Consider the following 14,590-nt stretch of genomic DNA (forward strand, 5'->3'; position numbering starts at 1 on the left):
CGGATGCTACCCCCGAGCGGTCATGACAAGAACATCAAAGGTGTGAAAAATTCGGCAACTGAGGCCCATCGTCTGCAAGATGAGGGTCATTGGGGCCTGGGCATGGCCGTGGCTTCAGCATGCAAAGAGCCACGCAACCCACTGACGCTCTGCGCACGGGTGCAGGAAGGCTCAGGCAGCGGTATCGAACGGCCGTCGCATAGATGACTCAGCTCGCGTTGCTGCACCCAGGCGGCCGATTGCGCCACTGATCCACGATCCAGCGACGCCATGGGGGATTGGATCCAACCGGCGCGTCCGAGCAGCTCAATGGTCAAAAGAACGGCCACGACACTGCCGATAGCGATCAAAAGGGACGGATCCAAGAGTTGGATCCAACTGCGTGTTTCACCTGCGGGCATCTTCATTGCAAAGCTCTCCTTATGGGCTCCCGTGATCGTATGTAAACAGGTATTGCAGAGCTGTAGGACACTGGCTCGTCGACCTGTCACCAAAAACCGAGTGCAACACACGCCACAGGGCTCAACTCACCGCAAATAACCGAATCAGACAATGCAAGAAGCCGATCAATCCATTGATATGACCGCTCCTCTCGAGTCGACCAAGACTGCCAACTACTTGCCGTTTTTGCCCTTGGCGAGCGAGCTGGAGGCCCTGTTGCAAGACCCCTCAGTTCGGGTGCCCCCCCGACAGGTTCTGGCCTGGCCTGGTGGTGGCAGCCTGTTTGTCATGCCGGCCCACGATACCCGCCTCGGCATGAGCAAAGTCATCACTTTCACGCCCGCCAATGCCGGCAGTGCCCGCCCGACCATCCAGGGCGATGTGCTGGTGTTTGACTTGCGCACCGGCAGCCGCTTGCGCGTGCTGGATGGGCCCACGGTGACCGCTCGGCGCACCGCCGCCGTGTCCTTGTTGGCGGCGCAAAAGCTGGCGCCCCGGCCCGACGGGCCGATGCTGATCGTGGGCGCCGGGGTACAAGGCCGTGCCCACCTCGACGCTTTTGTACAAGGGCTGGGGGTGAAGGAAGTCTGGATCGCCTCACGCAGTGCCGACAGTGCCCAGGCCTTGGTGCAGCACGCCCAACACCTGGGGCTGGACGCCCGCTGGACTGCCAGGCCGCAACAGGCCCTGGACCACTGCCCGCTCGTCGTGACGGCCACACCGGCACAGCAGGTGGTGTTGGAGGGCTCGCTGAGGCCAGATCACTTTGTGGCGGCCGTGGGGGCCTTCACCCCAGCCATGCGGGAACTGGGGCCGGCTTTGTGCCAACAAGCGTGGCGCGAAGGCCGCGTGGTGGTGGACACCCCCGACGCCCAGCATGAAGCCGGAGACTTGTTGCAGGCGGGCCTGCCCATGGACCAGATGCCAACACTGGCCCAGGTGCTGCAGGCCGGCGCGGCACGGCGCGGGCCCGTGTTGTTCAAAAGCTGTGGTTGGGCGGGCTGGGACTTGGCGGCCGCCCGGCTGGCCTGCCCGGCCTGAAGTGGCTGGGTGAAAGCGCTCCGCCCGTCACGGCGGGTGCGCAGCCGGCGTCAGTCCAGGATCACCCAGGACTTGGTGACTGTTTCCAGCACCTCAAACGAGCCCCGGAAGCCCGCAGGGATGTGCAGGCTCTCGCCCGGCCCCACCTCACGGAACCCGCCGTGGGCGTCGTGCACGCGGCAACGGCCACTGAGCACGGTGAACACCTCTTGCTGGGTTTCGCCAAATTCAATGCGCCAGCGTCCGGGTTCACAGCGCCACAGACCGCTGGACAACTGCTTGGCCGCACCAGTGGGCGCAGCCACCGCTGACCAGGTTTCGCGCAGTGGACAGCCCTGCTCCAGCCGCTCGGGCTTGGGCCAGGACAATTCAGGCTCACCCAGGCCAGGCGGGGCAAACCAGGTGGTGGCCGGCCCGGTGGGGGCCGAGGTGTCGCTCATGGCGGCGTCCACCCAGGCTCAGGCGCGCGGCAAGGTCACGCCATGCTGGCCCTGGTACTTGCCGCCGCGGTCTTTGTAGCTGACCTCGCAAACCTCGTCGCTCTCAAAGAACAGCACCTGGGCGCAGCCTTCACCGGCGTAGATGCGGGCCGGCAGCGGCGTGGTGTTGGAAAACTCCAGCGTCACATAGCCTTCCCATTCGGGCTCGAACGGGGTCACGTTGACGATGATGCCGCAGCGCGCATAGGTGCTCTTGCCCAGGCAGATGGTGAGCACATTGCGCGGGATGCGGAAGTACTCCACCGTGCGGGCCAGCGCAAAGCTGTTGGGCGGGATGATGCAGGAATCACCTTCGAAATCCACAAAGCTCTTCTCGTCGAAGTTCTTCGGGTCGACCACGGTGCTGTGGATGTTGGTGAACACCTTGAATTCAGGCGCACAGCGGATGTCGTAACCGTAGCTGCTGGTGCCATAGCTGATGAGCTTGCGGCCGTCGCGCTCACGGATCTGTCCGGGCTCGAAGGGCTCGATCATGCCGTGCTGCTCGGCCATGCGCCGAATCCATTTGTCGCTCTTGATGCTCATGGGGAAAACCTCTGTTGCCGATCCGTGGGAGGGCCGGATCGCCGCCCGCTGACCAGGCCCCTGGGGCCGAGCGCTGGCGCCGACCGAGCCCTGACCGCTCTGGCTAGGGGCTTCATTGTAGGACAGGCCATCCGATTGAAAAGCGAGCCATTCAGGCCCTCAGGCGCTCAGCCAGCCGCCTGGGCAGGCCACCATTGGCCAGCGACGGCCGTGCGCTCAATGACGCGATCGTCGCCCAGCACGATGAGCGAGAACAGCAGCTCGTCCAGGTTGCGCGCCTGCGCGGTCTTGCGCGCCAGCAAAGGCGTGGCCTGGGGGTTGAGCAGCACAAAGTCGGCCTCGCAGCCGGGGTTCAGGTTGCCAATAGAAGGCGCCCCTTGCTCGCCGGCCAGGCCCAGTGCGGCAGCCGCACCTGCCGTGTGCTGCCACCAGAGGTGCTGCGGGCTCAAAGACAAACCCGGCTTGGTTTGCCCCTCGCGCCCCACGTAGTAAGCGGCCAGCATGGTGTGAAAGGGGCTGAAGGAGGTGCCGCCGCCCACGTCACTGGCCAGGCCGTAGCGGTAACCGACGCGGTCGGCGCCCTGGTAGTCAAAGAAACCGCTGCCCAGGAACAAGTTGCTGGTCGGACTGACGGCGGCCGCGGCACCGGTCTCGCGCATCAGGGCGCGGTCATCGTCGTCAAAGTGGATGCAGTGGGCGTAGACCGAGCGATCGCGCATCAGGCCAAAGTCCGCATACGTGGCCAGGTAGCTGCGCGACTGCGGAAACAGTTCGCGCGCCCAGGCGATCTCGGCCAGGTTCTCGGCCACATGGGACTGCACCCACACCTGCGGGTAACGCGCGGCCAGCTCACCCGCCCCGCGCAGTTGCTCGGGCGTGCTGGTGGGCGCAAAGCGCGGCGTGATGGCATAGCCCAGGCGGTCCACGCCGTGCCAGCGCTGGATCAGGGCCTCGGTGTCGATCAGGCTTTGCTCGGTCTGGTCGCGCACGCCATCGGGCGAGAAGCGGTCTTGCAAGACCTTGCCCGTGATGAAGCGCAAGCGACGCTGCTGGGCCTGCTGGAACAGGGCGTCCACCGAGCTGGGGTGCGAAGTGGCAAAGGCCAGCGCCGTGGTCACACCGTGGCGCAGCAGCTCGTCAAGGAAGAAGCTGGCCACCTCAGTGGCGTACTCGCCATCATGAAAGCGCGACTCGTGCGGGAAGGTGTAGTTCTCCAACCAGGGCAACAGGCCCTCGGCGGGCGAACCGATCACATCGGTCTGCGGGCAATGGATGTGCAGGTCGACAAAGCCGGGCGCCAGGATGCGGCCGGGGAAATGGGTGATGGACAGGCCCGGAAATCGATCGACCAGCTCCCGGTAGGGGCCCACGGCCCGCACCACGGGCTGGCCCTGGGCATCGGGACCAATGACCAGCAGGCCGTCCTCCTCGTAGAGGGCGGTTCGGTCGTCGGCAAAGCGGAGGATGGCGGCGCGGTAAGCTTTCATGGGCTGGGAGCTTACCCGGCCGCCTCCCCGGCTGAATAGGGGCCGCGCCATACCCGCTATCCGCGCCGGTGGATAAAGGCCTGCGGCGCCTGTGCCAAGCCTTGGGCGCAGACCTGACCGCCCTGGTCCCGACGCTCAGCCGACCAGCGCCGGTTCGACCTCGTCACGCAGGACAGGCCGGGCCAGTGGCTGCGCCTGCACACCGCCAGCGAGCTGCCACACCGCCCGTTGGCCGCGCTGTCGCAGGGCCTGCCAGGCTTGGGCGCTGCGCTGACCGCTTTGGCACAGCAGCAGCCAAGGCTGATCAGGTGCCAGCCCCACCGGGGCGGCCCGGTCTTGCATCAGGTCGGCCAAAGGCCAAGACAGGATGGGGCGATCCCACTGCGCCAACTGGGTGCAGGCGGCATGCTCCTGCGCACTGCGCACATCCACCCAACAGGCCTGCGGGTGCCGGGCACTGAACGCCGCCAGCGCGTGGCCCGACAGGGCGGCGCTCTGGGCCTCGGCCAGTTGCTGGGCGCAATGGCGCAGGCGCTCACACAAGGCGTCCACCTGCTCCGCCCGGGTACACAGGCTCAAGGACAAGCGAACGGCCGCGCGGGCCAGGCCCTCGTCACAGCCCATGGCTTGCAAGACAAAGCTGGGCTGGGCCTGGGCAGTTGAGCAGGCACTGCCGGCGCTGACCTGCAGGTCGGCGGCGTCCAGCCAAGCCGTGAGCGCCGCACACGCCGGGCCAGGCACGGAGAAGTTGAGCGTGGTCGGCAGGCTGTGCGCCAGCGGGGCATTGAACACGACGCCTGGGAAACAGGCCTGCAAACAAGCGCAGATTTGCGCGCGGTAGGCCTGCAAAGTGCTGAGGCTGCAGAAGGTGTCTCCGCGCTGCAGGGCCTGCAGCACCGCGCCCAGGGCCGCGATGCCAGGCATGTTTTCAGTGCCGGAGCGCAGACCGCCCTCTTGCCCACCGCCCGCCATCAAGGGCGTGTAAGGGGCGCCCGTGCGCACATACAGCAGGCCAATGCCCTTGGGGGCGTGCAGCTTGTGCCCGGAAAAGGGCGCGTAGTCGATGCGCCGCTGCGCCAGCTTCAAGTCCAGTTTGCCCAGGGCCTGCACGCCGTCCACCAGCCACAGCGCAGAGCTCCCGGCATCGATCAAAGCCTGCTCGATGCCATCCAGGTCGGAGACGACACCGGTTTCGTTGTTGGCGGCCATGGTGCAGAGCATGGCCGTGTCAGGCAGCCAGGCCCGCAGGCTGGCCAGGTCATGCCGGCCCATGGCATCGACCGGCAACGCGCGCAGCTCCAGACCCAAGCCCAAGACTTGGTTCCAGTGGGCCAGGCTTTGCGGCACCGCTTTGTGCTCAGTGGCGCCATAGACCAGCAGTCGCCCCATGGGCTGACCTTGCGCCCGCCGCTGGCGCCACGCGCACAGAGCCGACAGCACGGCAGTCTGGATGCCTTCAGTGGCGCCACTCACAAACATCAAATCGCCTTGCGGCGCCCCCAGCACCTCGCGGGCTCGTTGGCGCACCGTGTCCAGCACCGCACGCGCTTCCCGACCACGGGCATGGCTGCTGCTGGGGTTGCCATAGGCGCTGAGCATGGCCTGCAGCGCGGCCTCGGCCGCCTCGGGCAACACCGGGCTGGTGGCGTTGAAATCGAAATACAAAGCGGGCAAAACCGAGGCATTCATGGCGCGAAATGGAGCAAAGTCAGGACGCTTTCAGTCTAAAAAGCCCCGCCATGAAAATAATTTCTTAATGCACTCCTAAAATCCATTGAAAGAGAATATTTTTCTCCATTACAAATTTATTTGAGCATGGACCGCATCGACCTTCAGATTTTGGAAGAACTTCAGCGCGACAGCCAAGTGCCGATTGCACAGCTGGCCGAGCGGGTCGGCCTGTCGTCCACGCCCTGCTGGAAGCGGGTCAAGCGCCTGGAGGACGAAGGCGTGATCGAACGCCGCGTGGCCATCGTGAACCGCAAAAAAGTGGGCCTGCCCATCACCGTGTTCGTCAGCCTTCGGCTGGCCCAGCACGAAGAACGCGGGCTGGCCCAGTTCGCCGCGGCCGTGACTGCCCTGCCGGAGGTGCAAGAGTTCCACCGCATGAGCGGCGATGTGGACTACCTGCTCAAGGTGGTGACGCACAGCATGGAGGGCTATGACGCCTTCTATAAAAAGCTGATCCGCGTGGGCGCCCTGTCGGGGGTGTCCTCGGCCTTCTCCATGGAGCAGATCAAAAGTACCACCGCCCTGCCCTTGGGTGCCCTGAACTGAGGGGGCGGCCCGCTCAGCGCAACCGACCCTGCACGCCCTCGACCAACCAGTCGATTTGCAGGATTTGCGCGTCGCTGAGCTGGCTGTGCGCGGGGATCACGGTGCGGCCCTGGTTGTCCCGCACCGGCTGGGCGCCCGCCGCGAAAGGCTGCAGGCGCCCGGCAGCCAGGTCCTGCTGGCGCGCCAGCACCTCCGCCTGCACCGCCTTGGGCACCCGTGGACCAAAGTCGCCGACGCGGACCATGCCCTCGCGCACCCCGCCCCACACCGAGCCACTTTGCCAGCGCCCCTCCAGCACCGCCTTGACGCGGCGCGTGTCGTACTCGCCCCACTGGTGGGTCACAGCCAGAATCTGCGCGTCGGGCGCCACGCGGCGCATGTCGGAGTGGTAGGCCACCGCCAGTTGGCCACGCTCTTGCGCGGCCGCCATGACCGCGGTGGAGCCGGTGTGGAAGGCGAGCACGTCAGCGCCCTGGTTCATCAGGGTCATGGCCGCGTCACGCTCGCGCGGCGGATCGAACCAGGCGTTGAGCCAGACCACCTTGACGCTGGCTTGCGGGTTGACCGAGCGCAGGCCCAGCGTGAAAGCATTCAGGCCCTGCAACACCTCGGGAATGGGAAAGCCCGCCACATAGCCCGCGACCTGGCTGCGCGTCATGCGCCCGGCTGCGATGCCCGCCAGGTAGCGACCCTCGAAATAGCGGGCATTGGCCACGGCCACGTTGGCGGCCGTCTTGTAGCCGGTGATGGACTCGAACTTCACGTTGGGAAAGTCCCGCGCCACCTTGAGCGTGGGCTCCATGTAGCCAAAGCTGGGCGTGAAGATGATGTGGTGGCCTTGCTGCGCCAGGTCGCGGATCACGCGCTCGGCGTCCGCGCCCTCGGGCACATCCTCGACATAGGTGGTTTTGACCCGCTGGCCCAGCGACGCCTGCACCGCCTGACGGCCCGACTCGTGCTGGCGCACCCAACCGGCTTCGGTGATGGGCGCGACATAGACAAACGCGGCCTTCAGGGGCTCACTGTCCGTGAACGGAGTCGTGGGGGTTTGGGCCAAGGCCGGGAGAGCGGCCAGCGCCGAGAGAAAACAAGCAGCCGCCAGCGCACAGGCCGGCGCGGCCACGAGGTTTTTGTACATGGTGTTCCTCTACATGTCCCCAAAGAAAAACGCGCACCGGTGGGGCCTCGGTGCGCGCTGCGTATTTTAAGGGCCGGGCCTCAGCCCGGCCTGAGCCAGGTCAGAAGTCCTTTTCAGAGAAGCTCTCGAACACCGCTTTGAGCTGGTGCTCCCAGTCGTGGCGCTGGGCCTCGGTGACAAAGCTGGCCTCGAAGCTGTTGCGCGCCAGCGTGTAAGCGTGGTGCGCCGTGAGGCCTGTGGCCGCAAAGGTCTGCACAAAGTTGTCGTTGAGGTAGCCCCCAAAGTAGGCCGGGTCGTCGGAGTTGATCGTCACCGCCAGGCCGGCGTCCAGCAACTGCGCCAGGTTGGAGCTGGCCAGGTCCGGGAACACACACAACTTGACGTTAGAGAACGGGCACACGGTCAGCGGGATGCGGTCTTGCGCCAATCGCTGCACCAGGGCCGGGTCCTTCAGGGCTTGCACCCCATGGTCGATGCGCTGCACGTTCAACACATCGAGCGCGCTCCAGATGTAGGCCGGCGGGCCTTCTTCGCCTGCATGGGCGACCAGGTGCAGGCCGAGTTCGCGGCAACGTGCAAAAACCCGGGCGAATTTCTCGGGCGGGTGGCCCAGTTCGCTGGAATCCAGGCCCACGCCGATGAACAGATCACGGAACGGCAGCGCCTGCTCCAAGGTCGCCAGAGCGTCTTCTTCACTGAGGTGGCGCAGGAAGCACAGGATCAGCGTCGCGTCGACGCCCAACTGAGCCTTGGCGTCGCTGCAGGCACGGTGCAGGCCGCGCACCACCGTCTCCATGGCGATGCCGCGCGCGGTGTGGGTTTGCGGGTCGAAGAACAGCTCGGCATGGACCACATGGTCGGCTGCGGCGCGCTGCAGGTAAGCCCAGGCCATGTCGTAAAAATCTTGCTCCTGAATCAGCACGCTGGCGCCCGCGTAGTAGATGTCCAGAAAGCTCTGCAGGTTGGTGAAGGCATAGGCCTGGCGCAGCGACTCCACGTCGGCGTAGGGCAGGCTCACGCCGTTGCGCTGGGCCAGCGCGAAGATCAGTTCGGGCTCCAGCGAGCCTTCGATGTGGATGTGCAGCTCGGCCTTGGGCATGCGGCGCAGCAGCTCGGGCAAACGGGCCGGCGAAATGTGGGGAATTTTGAACATGAGAGGCTCCGAGAGTTTGAAGTTTTGTACCACAGCGCCCTGGCGCTGAGGCGCTTGACCCGCCTTGGCACCAGGCTGTGGCAGCGGGTCAGAGCACGCCAAAACGCACGCCCTGGCGCACCAGCGCGCGCCGGTAAGCGACCGAGACCCGGTCACAGACCACGTGGCGCTCGGCCTTTGGGTCCAGCGGCAGGCGCTTGGGGCTTTGCGACTCCAGCACCGGCTGGTCCTGGGTGAAGATGGTGTGCTGGAAGGCGGCCAGTTTCTCGTCGGGTGACTCGAAATCGGCCACGGCAAGGCGGAACCACACCCGGCTGGTCTCGGGCGTCAGCGGGCAGATGTACAGGCCGATCGACTCCCGCCAGTGGGCCACCGCCGTGCTGCCCGCCTCGGGCACCTTGGTCAGCAAGGCACAGTACGGGGCGGTCACCTCGTAGCTGTACTCGACTAGGGAGGCGGCCGTGGCGTGCAGGTTGGACTGCGGCTGCCAGGCTTGGCAGCCCGTGGCGCGCAGGCCGCGCGGCGTGTCCTGCACCACAGGGTCCGCGATCTGTGGGTGCTCGCGCAGGCCCAGCCACCCCTCGTGCACAAAAGAGAAATGCGCCATGTCCAAAAAGTTCTCCACGATGCGCGGCGCACTGGTGGCCACGTCGTAGGGGCCGCAGTTCATCTTGCGCAACTCGGGGTCGTCTTCAGCGGGGAAGGCGGGCAAGCCACTGTCTTCAGCGCTGGCGTCCAGCCGCACCCAGACCAGGCCATGGGCCTCACGGCAGGCAAAGGCCGTGGCGCAGTGCGAGGCCGGGGGCTGGAAGGCGGGCAAGGCCGGCACTGCGGCACAGCGGCCGCCGGGATCGAACTGCCAGCCGTGGTAGGGGCACTCCAGTCGCCCACCCTGCACGCGCCCCAGGGACAGTCGCGCGCCCCGGTGCGGGCAACGGTCGGCCCAGGCCTGCACCGGGCCAGCGCCATCGCGCCACAGCACGAGTGCGTGCTCCAGCAAGGTCACGGCCAAAGGGGCCGCACCCACAGCCGAGGCCAGCGCCACGGGATGCCACAGGGTTGCTTCCATCAACAGGGTTCTTTCGCAGGTCCAGACCAGTTCAGAGCGCGGCGTCGCGGGGCGCCCCAAGTGAAAAGAGCTGCCCCAAGGGGCAGCTCTTGCAGCGATGGGGCAGGCCCCACCGGTTTGGCTTACTTCTTGTCGCCGCCCGGGACCTTGCCTTCCACGCCCTTGACGTAGAAGTTGACACCACCCAGGAACTTGTCGTCGGCCACTTCGTCGGCCTTCAGCACGTCCTTGCCGTCTTGGCCCTTGATGGGGCCCTTCCAGATGACGAAGGAGCCATCGGTCAGGCCCTTCTTGATGCCTTCAATCTTGGTCTTGATGTCGGCTGGCACGTCTTCGGCGATGGACACCACGTCGATCGCGCCTTCCTTCACACCCCACCAGCTTTGGCCGGTGGTCCACTTGCCTTCCAGCGCGTCCTTGGTGGCCTTGATGTAGTACGGGCCCCAGTTGATGATGGCCGAAGCCAGGTGGGCCTTGGGTCCGTAGGCGGTCATGTCGGAGTCCCAACCAAAGGCGCGCTTGCCCTTTTCTTCGGCGGTCTTGAGCACTGCCGGCGAGTCGGTGTTCTGGAACAGGATATCGGCGCCGCCGTTGATCAGGGCGGTGGCCGCTTCGGTTTCCTTGGGCGGGCTGAACCATTCGTTGACCCAGACCACCTTGGTCTTGATCTTCGGGTTCACGCTCTGGGCACCCAGGGTGAAGCTGTTGATGTTGCGGATCACTTCAGGAATCGGCACCGAGCCGACCACGCCCAAGGTGTTGGACTTGGTCATGGCACCAGCGATCACACCCGCCATGTACGCGCCTTCGTAGGTGCGGCTGTCGTAGGTGCGCATGTTGTCGGCAGTCTTGTAGCCGGTGGCGTGTTCGAACTTCACGTCCTTCATGTCGCCAGCCACCTTGAGCATGGACTCCATGTAGCCAAAGGTGGTGCCGAAGATCAGCTTGTTGCCTTGGCCAGCCATGTCGCGCAGCACGCGCTCGGCGTCAGCCGACTCGGGCACGCTTTCCACGAAAGAGGTCTGAATCTTGTCGCCGAATTCCTTTTCCAGCGCCTTGCGACCGTTGTCGTGGGCAAAGGACCAGCCACCGTCGCCCACCGGGCCCACGTAGGCGAAAGCGATCTTCAGTGGCTCAGGCTTGGGTGCCGGGGCTGCCGCCGCCGGGGCCGGAGCCGGTGCGGGTGCCGGCTCTTCCTTCTTGCCACAACCCACCAAGGCGGCCGCAGCCACAGCCGACAGCGCGGCTACCTTGAGCAGGGATCGTTTATTCAGGTCAGTCATGTCATTTCCTTCTTGGGGTGGGCGACAGGGGTTGAGAAAATTTTGATTATCCGGTCAAGAAAAACAAATCAGCAAGCGCGTCTGCCCCGTTCAAGCCCCGGGATGGAAGGGCTTGCCCAGAGACGCAGGCATGTTGATCCGGATCCAGGCCGGGTTGCGGGAGATCAGGGCCAGCACCACGATGGTGGCCAGGTAGGGCAGCATGCTCAACACCTGGCTGGGCACGTTGACCCCCACCCCTTGCAAATGGAACTGCAGCATGGTCACGCCGCCAAACAGGTAAGCCCCAAGCAACACCCGTGCCGGGCGCCAGGTGGCGAAGGTGGTCAAGGCCAGGGCAATCCAACCGCGACCGGCCACCATGCCCTCGACCCACAGCGGGGTGTAGGCAATCGAAATGAAGGCGCCCGCCAGGCCGCACAGCGCACCGCCCGTGACCACCGCCGCCAGGCGGATGCGGCGCACCGGGTAGCCCAGGGCGTGGGCCGACTCAGGCGACTCGCCCACCGAGCGCAAGACCAGGCCGGTGCGCGAGCGGTACAGGACCCAGGTCAGCGCCAGCGTCAATGCCATCGCCCCATAGACCAGCGGGTGCTGGCGAAACAGGGCCGAGCCCAGCAACGGGATGTCACTGAGGTAAGGCACAGCAAACTGTGTGCGCTCCGGCAGCTTGGCCTGCACATAGCTGATGCCTGCAAAGGCCGAGAAGCCCACGCCAAACAGGCTCAGCGCCAGGCCGGTGGCGTATTGGTTGGTGTTGAGCCAGATCACCAGCCAACCAAACACCGCCGCCAGCAAGGCCCCTGCGCCCATGCCGGCCAAGAAGCCCAGCGTGTCGCTGCCGGTGTGGACCACCGTGGCAAAGCCCGCAATGGCCGAGCACAGCATCACGCCCTCGGCACCCAGGTTGACGATCCCGGCCTTCTCATTGATGAGCAGGCCCAAGGCCGCGATGGCCAGCACGGTGCCCGCATTCAGCGTGGCCCCCAGAAGCAGTGCATAGGACTCCATCAGTGGGCCCCTCCCTTGGAACGTGGGCTGACCCAGCGCACGCGGTACGCAATCAGCGTGTCGCAGGCCAGCAGGGTGAAGAGCAACAGCCCCTGGAACACACCCGTCAGCGACTTGGGCAGGCCCAGGCGCGACTGCGCCAGCTCACCACCGATGTAGAACATGCTCATCAAGATCGCCGAGAACACCATGCCCACCGGGTGCAAGCGCCCCACATAGGCCACGATGATGGCGGCAAAACCGTAGCCGGCGGGCACGTAGGGGGTGAGCTGGCCGATCGGGCCGGTCACTTCCAAAGCGCCCGCCAAGCCGGCAGCGCCGCCCGAGACCAGCAGGGCCAGCCACAGCGCCCGGCGCGACGAGAAGCCGGCATAGCGCGCGGCCGCCGGGGCCAGACCGCCCACCTGCTGGGCAAAGCCCGCCTTGGTGCGGAACAGGAAGATCCACAGCGCGGCCGAGCCCACCAAGGCCATGATCAGGCCGATGCTGACGCGCGAGCCCTTCATGAGGCGCGGGATCTGCGTCACGGTATCGAACATCTTGGTCTGCGGGAAGTTGTAGCCCGCGGGGTCCTTCCAAGGCCCGTAGACCAGGTAGCCCAGCAGCTGCACCGCCACGTAGACCAGCATCAGGCTGACCAGGATTTCGCTGGCATTGAAGCGGTCGCGCAGCAGCGCGGTGATCGCCGCCCAGGCCATGCCCCCCAGCACGCCGGCCAGCAAGATGGGCACGATGATCCAGGCGCTGCTGCCTTTGTCAGCCATCAAGGCCACGCCGCCCGCAGCCAGGGCGCCAATGACAAACTGCCCCTCGGCGCCGATGTTCCAGACGTTGGAACGGTAGCACACGGCCAGGCCCAGCGCGATCAGCAGCAGGGGCGTGGCCTTGACCATCAACTCGCCAATCGCGTAGGCGTTCTTCAGGGGCTCCCAGAAAAAGACCAGCAGGCCGCGCACCGGGTCTTTGCCCAGGGCCATGAAGAGCAACACGCCGATCAGCACGGTCACCGCCAGCGCCAGCACCGGCGAGCCCAGGCTCCACCAGCGCGAGGCCTGGGGCCGGGGTTCAAGCTTGAACATGGTTCACCTCCGCAGCAGCGGCGGGCGCCTGCGCCAGTTCACCCAGGTGCGCTTGCACCGACTCATTCCACAGTCCACTCATCCATTCGCCGATCTTCTCGACCGTGGCCTGCGCGCGCGGCACCGAGGGCGACAAGCGTCCCTTGGCGATCACATGCAGGCGGTCGCTGATTTCAAACAACTCATCCAGCTCTTCGCTCACCACCAAGACCGCGCAGCCCGCATCGCGCAAGGCCAGGATCTCGCCCCGGATCTGCGCGGCCGCGCCCACGTCCACCCCCCAGGTGGGCTGGGACACGATCAGCAGCTTGGGCTTGGCGTCGATCTCACGGCCCACGATGAACTTCTGCAGGTTGCCACCCGACAGCGACTTGGCCGCTGCATGGGGACCACCCGCCTTGACGTTGAAGCGGCGGATGATGTCCGCCGCCTGCGCTTCCAGCTTGCCCAAGCTGAGCCAGCCGCCCGCGCCCACCGCCTCGCTGCGGGTCAGCAGCAGGTTGTGCGCCAGGCCCATGGTGGGCACAGCGCCACGGCCCAGGCGCTCCTCGGGCACAAAGTGCAGGCCCAGAGCCCGGCGCGCCTGGGGCGCCAGCGCCCCGGCGTCTTGGCCGGCCACACGGATGGCGGCCGGCGCGGCTCGGGTGTCCTCACCCGAGAGCGCATACAGAAGCTCTTGCTGGCCATTGCCCGACACCCCGGCAATGCCCACCACCTCGCCCGCGCGCACGTCCAGCTGCACATCGATCAGGTCGACGCCAAACTGGTCCTGGCGCGGCAGCGACAAGCCCTGGACCCCCAGCACGGTGCCACCCAACTGGGCGGGGCGGTGCTGCAGCGCGGGTGGCTCGGCACCGATCATCAGGCGCGACAGCGAGGCATTCGACTCCTCGGCCGGGTTGCACACGCCGGTGACCTTGCCGCCACGCAGCACGGTGCAGGCCGTGCACAGCTCGCGGATCTCATGCAATTTGTGGCTGATGTAGAGGATGCTGCAGCCTTCAGAGGCCAGCTTCTTGAGCACCACAAACAGCTTCTCGACCGCCTGCGGGGTCAGCACCGAGGTGGGCTCGTCCAGGATCAGCAGCTGAGGGTCGGTCAACAAGGCACGGATGATCTCGACCCGCTGCATCTCGCCCACCGACAAGGTGTGAACCGGTCGCGAAGGGTCGATGTCCAGGCCGTACTCGGCGGCTTTTTGGCTGATGCGCCGCGTCACCTCGGCCAGCGTGAGGTGGCGGTCCAAGCCGAGCCACACGTTCTCGGCCACGGTCAAGGTGTCAAACAGGCTGAAATGCTGGAACACCATGCTGATGCCCAGGGCCCGCGCCTCCTGCGGATTGCGCACCCGCACCGGCTGGCCGTTGAAAAGCACCGTGCCTTCGTCAGGCTTGACCGAGCCATAAATGATCTTCATCAGGGTGGACTTGCCAGCCCCGTTCTCGCCCAGCACAGCATGGGTTTCGCCGGGCTGCACGGTCAGCGACACCGCGCTGTTGGCCACCACCGCCGGGTAGCGCTTGGTGATGCCTTGCAGCACCAGGCGGGCGCTAGGGGGGGAATCGTGCGTGTTCATGCGCGGGATT

13 protein-coding genes are annotated in these 14,590 nt (G+C 66.0%); 2 read left to right on the forward strand and 11 right to left on the reverse strand.

Features of this window, described 5'->3' with window-relative positions; translation table 11 throughout:
- Window positions 1-579 precede the first annotated feature (579 nt).
- Window positions 580-1,482: a delta(1)-pyrroline-2-carboxylate reductase family protein gene (locus PSQ39_RS13650; protein WP_273927360.1), complete on the forward strand. Its 903-nt coding sequence runs from the start codon at window positions 580-582 to the stop codon at window positions 1,480-1,482.
- A 50-nt stretch (window positions 1,483-1,532) separates the two neighbouring features.
- Here PSQ39_RS13650 and PSQ39_RS13655 read toward each other — a convergent pair whose 3' ends face one another.
- From PSQ39_RS13655 to PSQ39_RS13670, 4 genes are all read right to left on the reverse strand, one after another.
- Complete coding sequence (locus PSQ39_RS13655) at window positions 1,533-1,922, reverse strand: cupin domain-containing protein (RefSeq protein ID WP_273927361.1); 390 nt, start codon at window positions 1,920-1,922, stop codon at window positions 1,533-1,535.
- A gap of 18 nt (window positions 1,923-1,940) precedes the next feature.
- On the reverse strand, window positions 1,941-2,507 hold the full coding sequence (dcd, locus tag PSQ39_RS13660; RefSeq protein WP_273927362.1) for a dCTP deaminase: 567 nt from the start codon (window positions 2,505-2,507) through the stop codon (window positions 1,941-1,943).
- 167 nt (window positions 2,508-2,674) lie between these two features.
- The gene (gene guaD, locus PSQ39_RS13665; RefSeq protein ID WP_273927363.1) at window positions 2,675-3,994 is read right to left on the reverse strand and encodes a guanine deaminase; all 1,320 of its coding nucleotides are present in this window, start codon (window positions 3,992-3,994) and stop codon (window positions 2,675-2,677) included.
- A gap of 135 nt (window positions 3,995-4,129) precedes the next feature.
- Window positions 4,130-5,683, reverse strand: coding sequence for an aminotransferase class V-fold PLP-dependent enzyme (locus PSQ39_RS13670; RefSeq protein WP_273927364.1), 1,554 nt, complete (start codon window positions 5,681-5,683; stop codon window positions 4,130-4,132).
- Window positions 5,684-5,809: 126 nt separating this feature from the next.
- Here PSQ39_RS13670 and PSQ39_RS13675 point away from each other — a divergent pair, with 126 nt between their 5' ends.
- Window positions 5,810-6,271 (forward strand): Lrp/AsnC family transcriptional regulator, encoded by a 462-nt coding sequence (locus PSQ39_RS13675; protein WP_273927365.1) that lies wholly within the window; start codon window positions 5,810-5,812, stop codon window positions 6,269-6,271.
- Window positions 6,272-6,284: 13 nt separating this feature from the next.
- Here the strand turns inward: PSQ39_RS13675 and PSQ39_RS13680 are convergent, their stop codons facing one another.
- The 7 genes from PSQ39_RS13680 to PSQ39_RS13710 all read right to left on the reverse strand — a co-directional run bounded on the left by PSQ39_RS13680 (window position 6,285) and on the right by PSQ39_RS13710 (window position 14,580).
- Window positions 6,285-7,409, reverse strand: coding sequence for a BMP family ABC transporter substrate-binding protein (locus PSQ39_RS13680; protein WP_273927366.1), 1,125 nt, complete (start codon window positions 7,407-7,409; stop codon window positions 6,285-6,287).
- Window positions 7,410-7,509: 100 nt separating this feature from the next.
- The gene (locus PSQ39_RS13685; RefSeq protein ID WP_273927367.1) at window positions 7,510-8,562 is read right to left on the reverse strand and encodes an adenosine deaminase; all 1,053 of its coding nucleotides are present in this window, start codon (window positions 8,560-8,562) and stop codon (window positions 7,510-7,512) included.
- Window positions 8,563-8,650: 88 nt separating this feature from the next.
- A complete protein-coding gene (locus tag PSQ39_RS13690) occupies window positions 8,651-9,634 on the reverse strand; it encodes an aromatic ring-hydroxylating dioxygenase subunit alpha (protein WP_273927368.1) in 984 nt (327 codons plus the stop codon).
- Between the two features lie 119 nt (window positions 9,635-9,753).
- Window positions 9,754-10,914: a BMP family ABC transporter substrate-binding protein gene (locus tag PSQ39_RS13695; protein WP_273927369.1), complete on the reverse strand. Its 1,161-nt coding sequence runs from the start codon at window positions 10,912-10,914 to the stop codon at window positions 9,754-9,756.
- Window positions 10,915-11,004: 90 nt separating this feature from the next.
- Window positions 11,005-11,925 (reverse strand): ABC transporter permease, encoded by a 921-nt coding sequence (locus PSQ39_RS13700; protein ID WP_273927370.1) that lies wholly within the window; start codon window positions 11,923-11,925, stop codon window positions 11,005-11,007.
- Window positions 11,925-13,004, reverse strand: a complete 1,080-nt coding sequence (locus PSQ39_RS13705; protein ID WP_273927371.1) for an ABC transporter permease — start codon at window positions 13,002-13,004, stop codon at window positions 11,925-11,927. The genes PSQ39_RS13700 and PSQ39_RS13705 overlap by 1 nt, the downstream gene beginning before the upstream one ends.
- Window positions 12,991-14,580 carry an ABC transporter ATP-binding protein gene (locus PSQ39_RS13710; protein WP_273927372.1) on the reverse strand — a complete coding sequence of 530 codons (1,590 nt, stop codon included), beginning with the start codon at window positions 14,578-14,580 and terminating at the stop codon, window positions 12,991-12,993. Before PSQ39_RS13710 ends, PSQ39_RS13705 begins: the two co-directional genes overlap by 14 nt.
- Window positions 14,581-14,590: the final 10 nt, after the last annotated feature.

This window comes from Curvibacter microcysteis, from assembly GCF_028649455.1.
Classification (GTDB): domain Bacteria; phylum Pseudomonadota; class Gammaproteobacteria; order Burkholderiales; family Burkholderiaceae_C; genus Curvibacter; species Curvibacter microcysteis.

Bases quoted from the DNA above. Each gene is read 5' to 3' on its own strand.
- PSQ39_RS13650 (WP_273927360.1), top strand. From the start codon at position 580: ATGACCGCTCCTCTCGAGTCGACCAAGACTGCCAACTACTTGCCGTTT.
- PSQ39_RS13655 (WP_273927361.1), bottom strand. From the start codon at position 1,922: ATGAGCGACACCTCGGCCCCCACCGGGCCGGCCACCACCTGGTTTGCC.
- dcd (WP_273927362.1), bottom strand. From the start codon at position 2,507: ATGAGCATCAAGAGCGACAAATGGATTCGGCGCATGGCCGAGCAGCAC.
- guaD (WP_273927363.1), bottom strand. From the start codon at position 3,994: ATGAAAGCTTACCGCGCCGCCATCCTCCGCTTTGCCGACGACCGAACC.
- PSQ39_RS13670 (WP_273927364.1), bottom strand. From the start codon at position 5,683: ATGAATGCCTCGGTTTTGCCCGCTTTGTATTTCGATTTCAACGCCACC.
- PSQ39_RS13675 (WP_273927365.1), top strand. From the start codon at position 5,810: ATGGACCGCATCGACCTTCAGATTTTGGAAGAACTTCAGCGCGACAGC.
- PSQ39_RS13680 (WP_273927366.1), bottom strand. From the start codon at position 7,409: ATGTACAAAAACCTCGTGGCCGCGCCGGCCTGTGCGCTGGCGGCTGCT.
- PSQ39_RS13685 (WP_273927367.1), bottom strand. From the start codon at position 8,562: ATGTTCAAAATTCCCCACATTTCGCCGGCCCGTTTGCCCGAGCTGCTG.
- PSQ39_RS13695 (WP_273927369.1), bottom strand. From the start codon at position 10,914: ATGACTGACCTGAATAAACGATCCCTGCTCAAGGTAGCCGCGCTGTCG.
- PSQ39_RS13700 (WP_273927370.1), bottom strand. From the start codon at position 11,925: ATGGAGTCCTATGCACTGCTTCTGGGGGCCACGCTGAATGCGGGCACC.
- PSQ39_RS13705 (WP_273927371.1), bottom strand. From the start codon at position 13,004: ATGTTCAAGCTTGAACCCCGGCCCCAGGCCTCGCGCTGGTGGAGCCTG.
- PSQ39_RS13710 (WP_273927372.1), bottom strand. From the start codon at position 14,580: ATGAACACGCACGATTCCCCCCCTAGCGCCCGCCTGGTGCTGCAAGGC.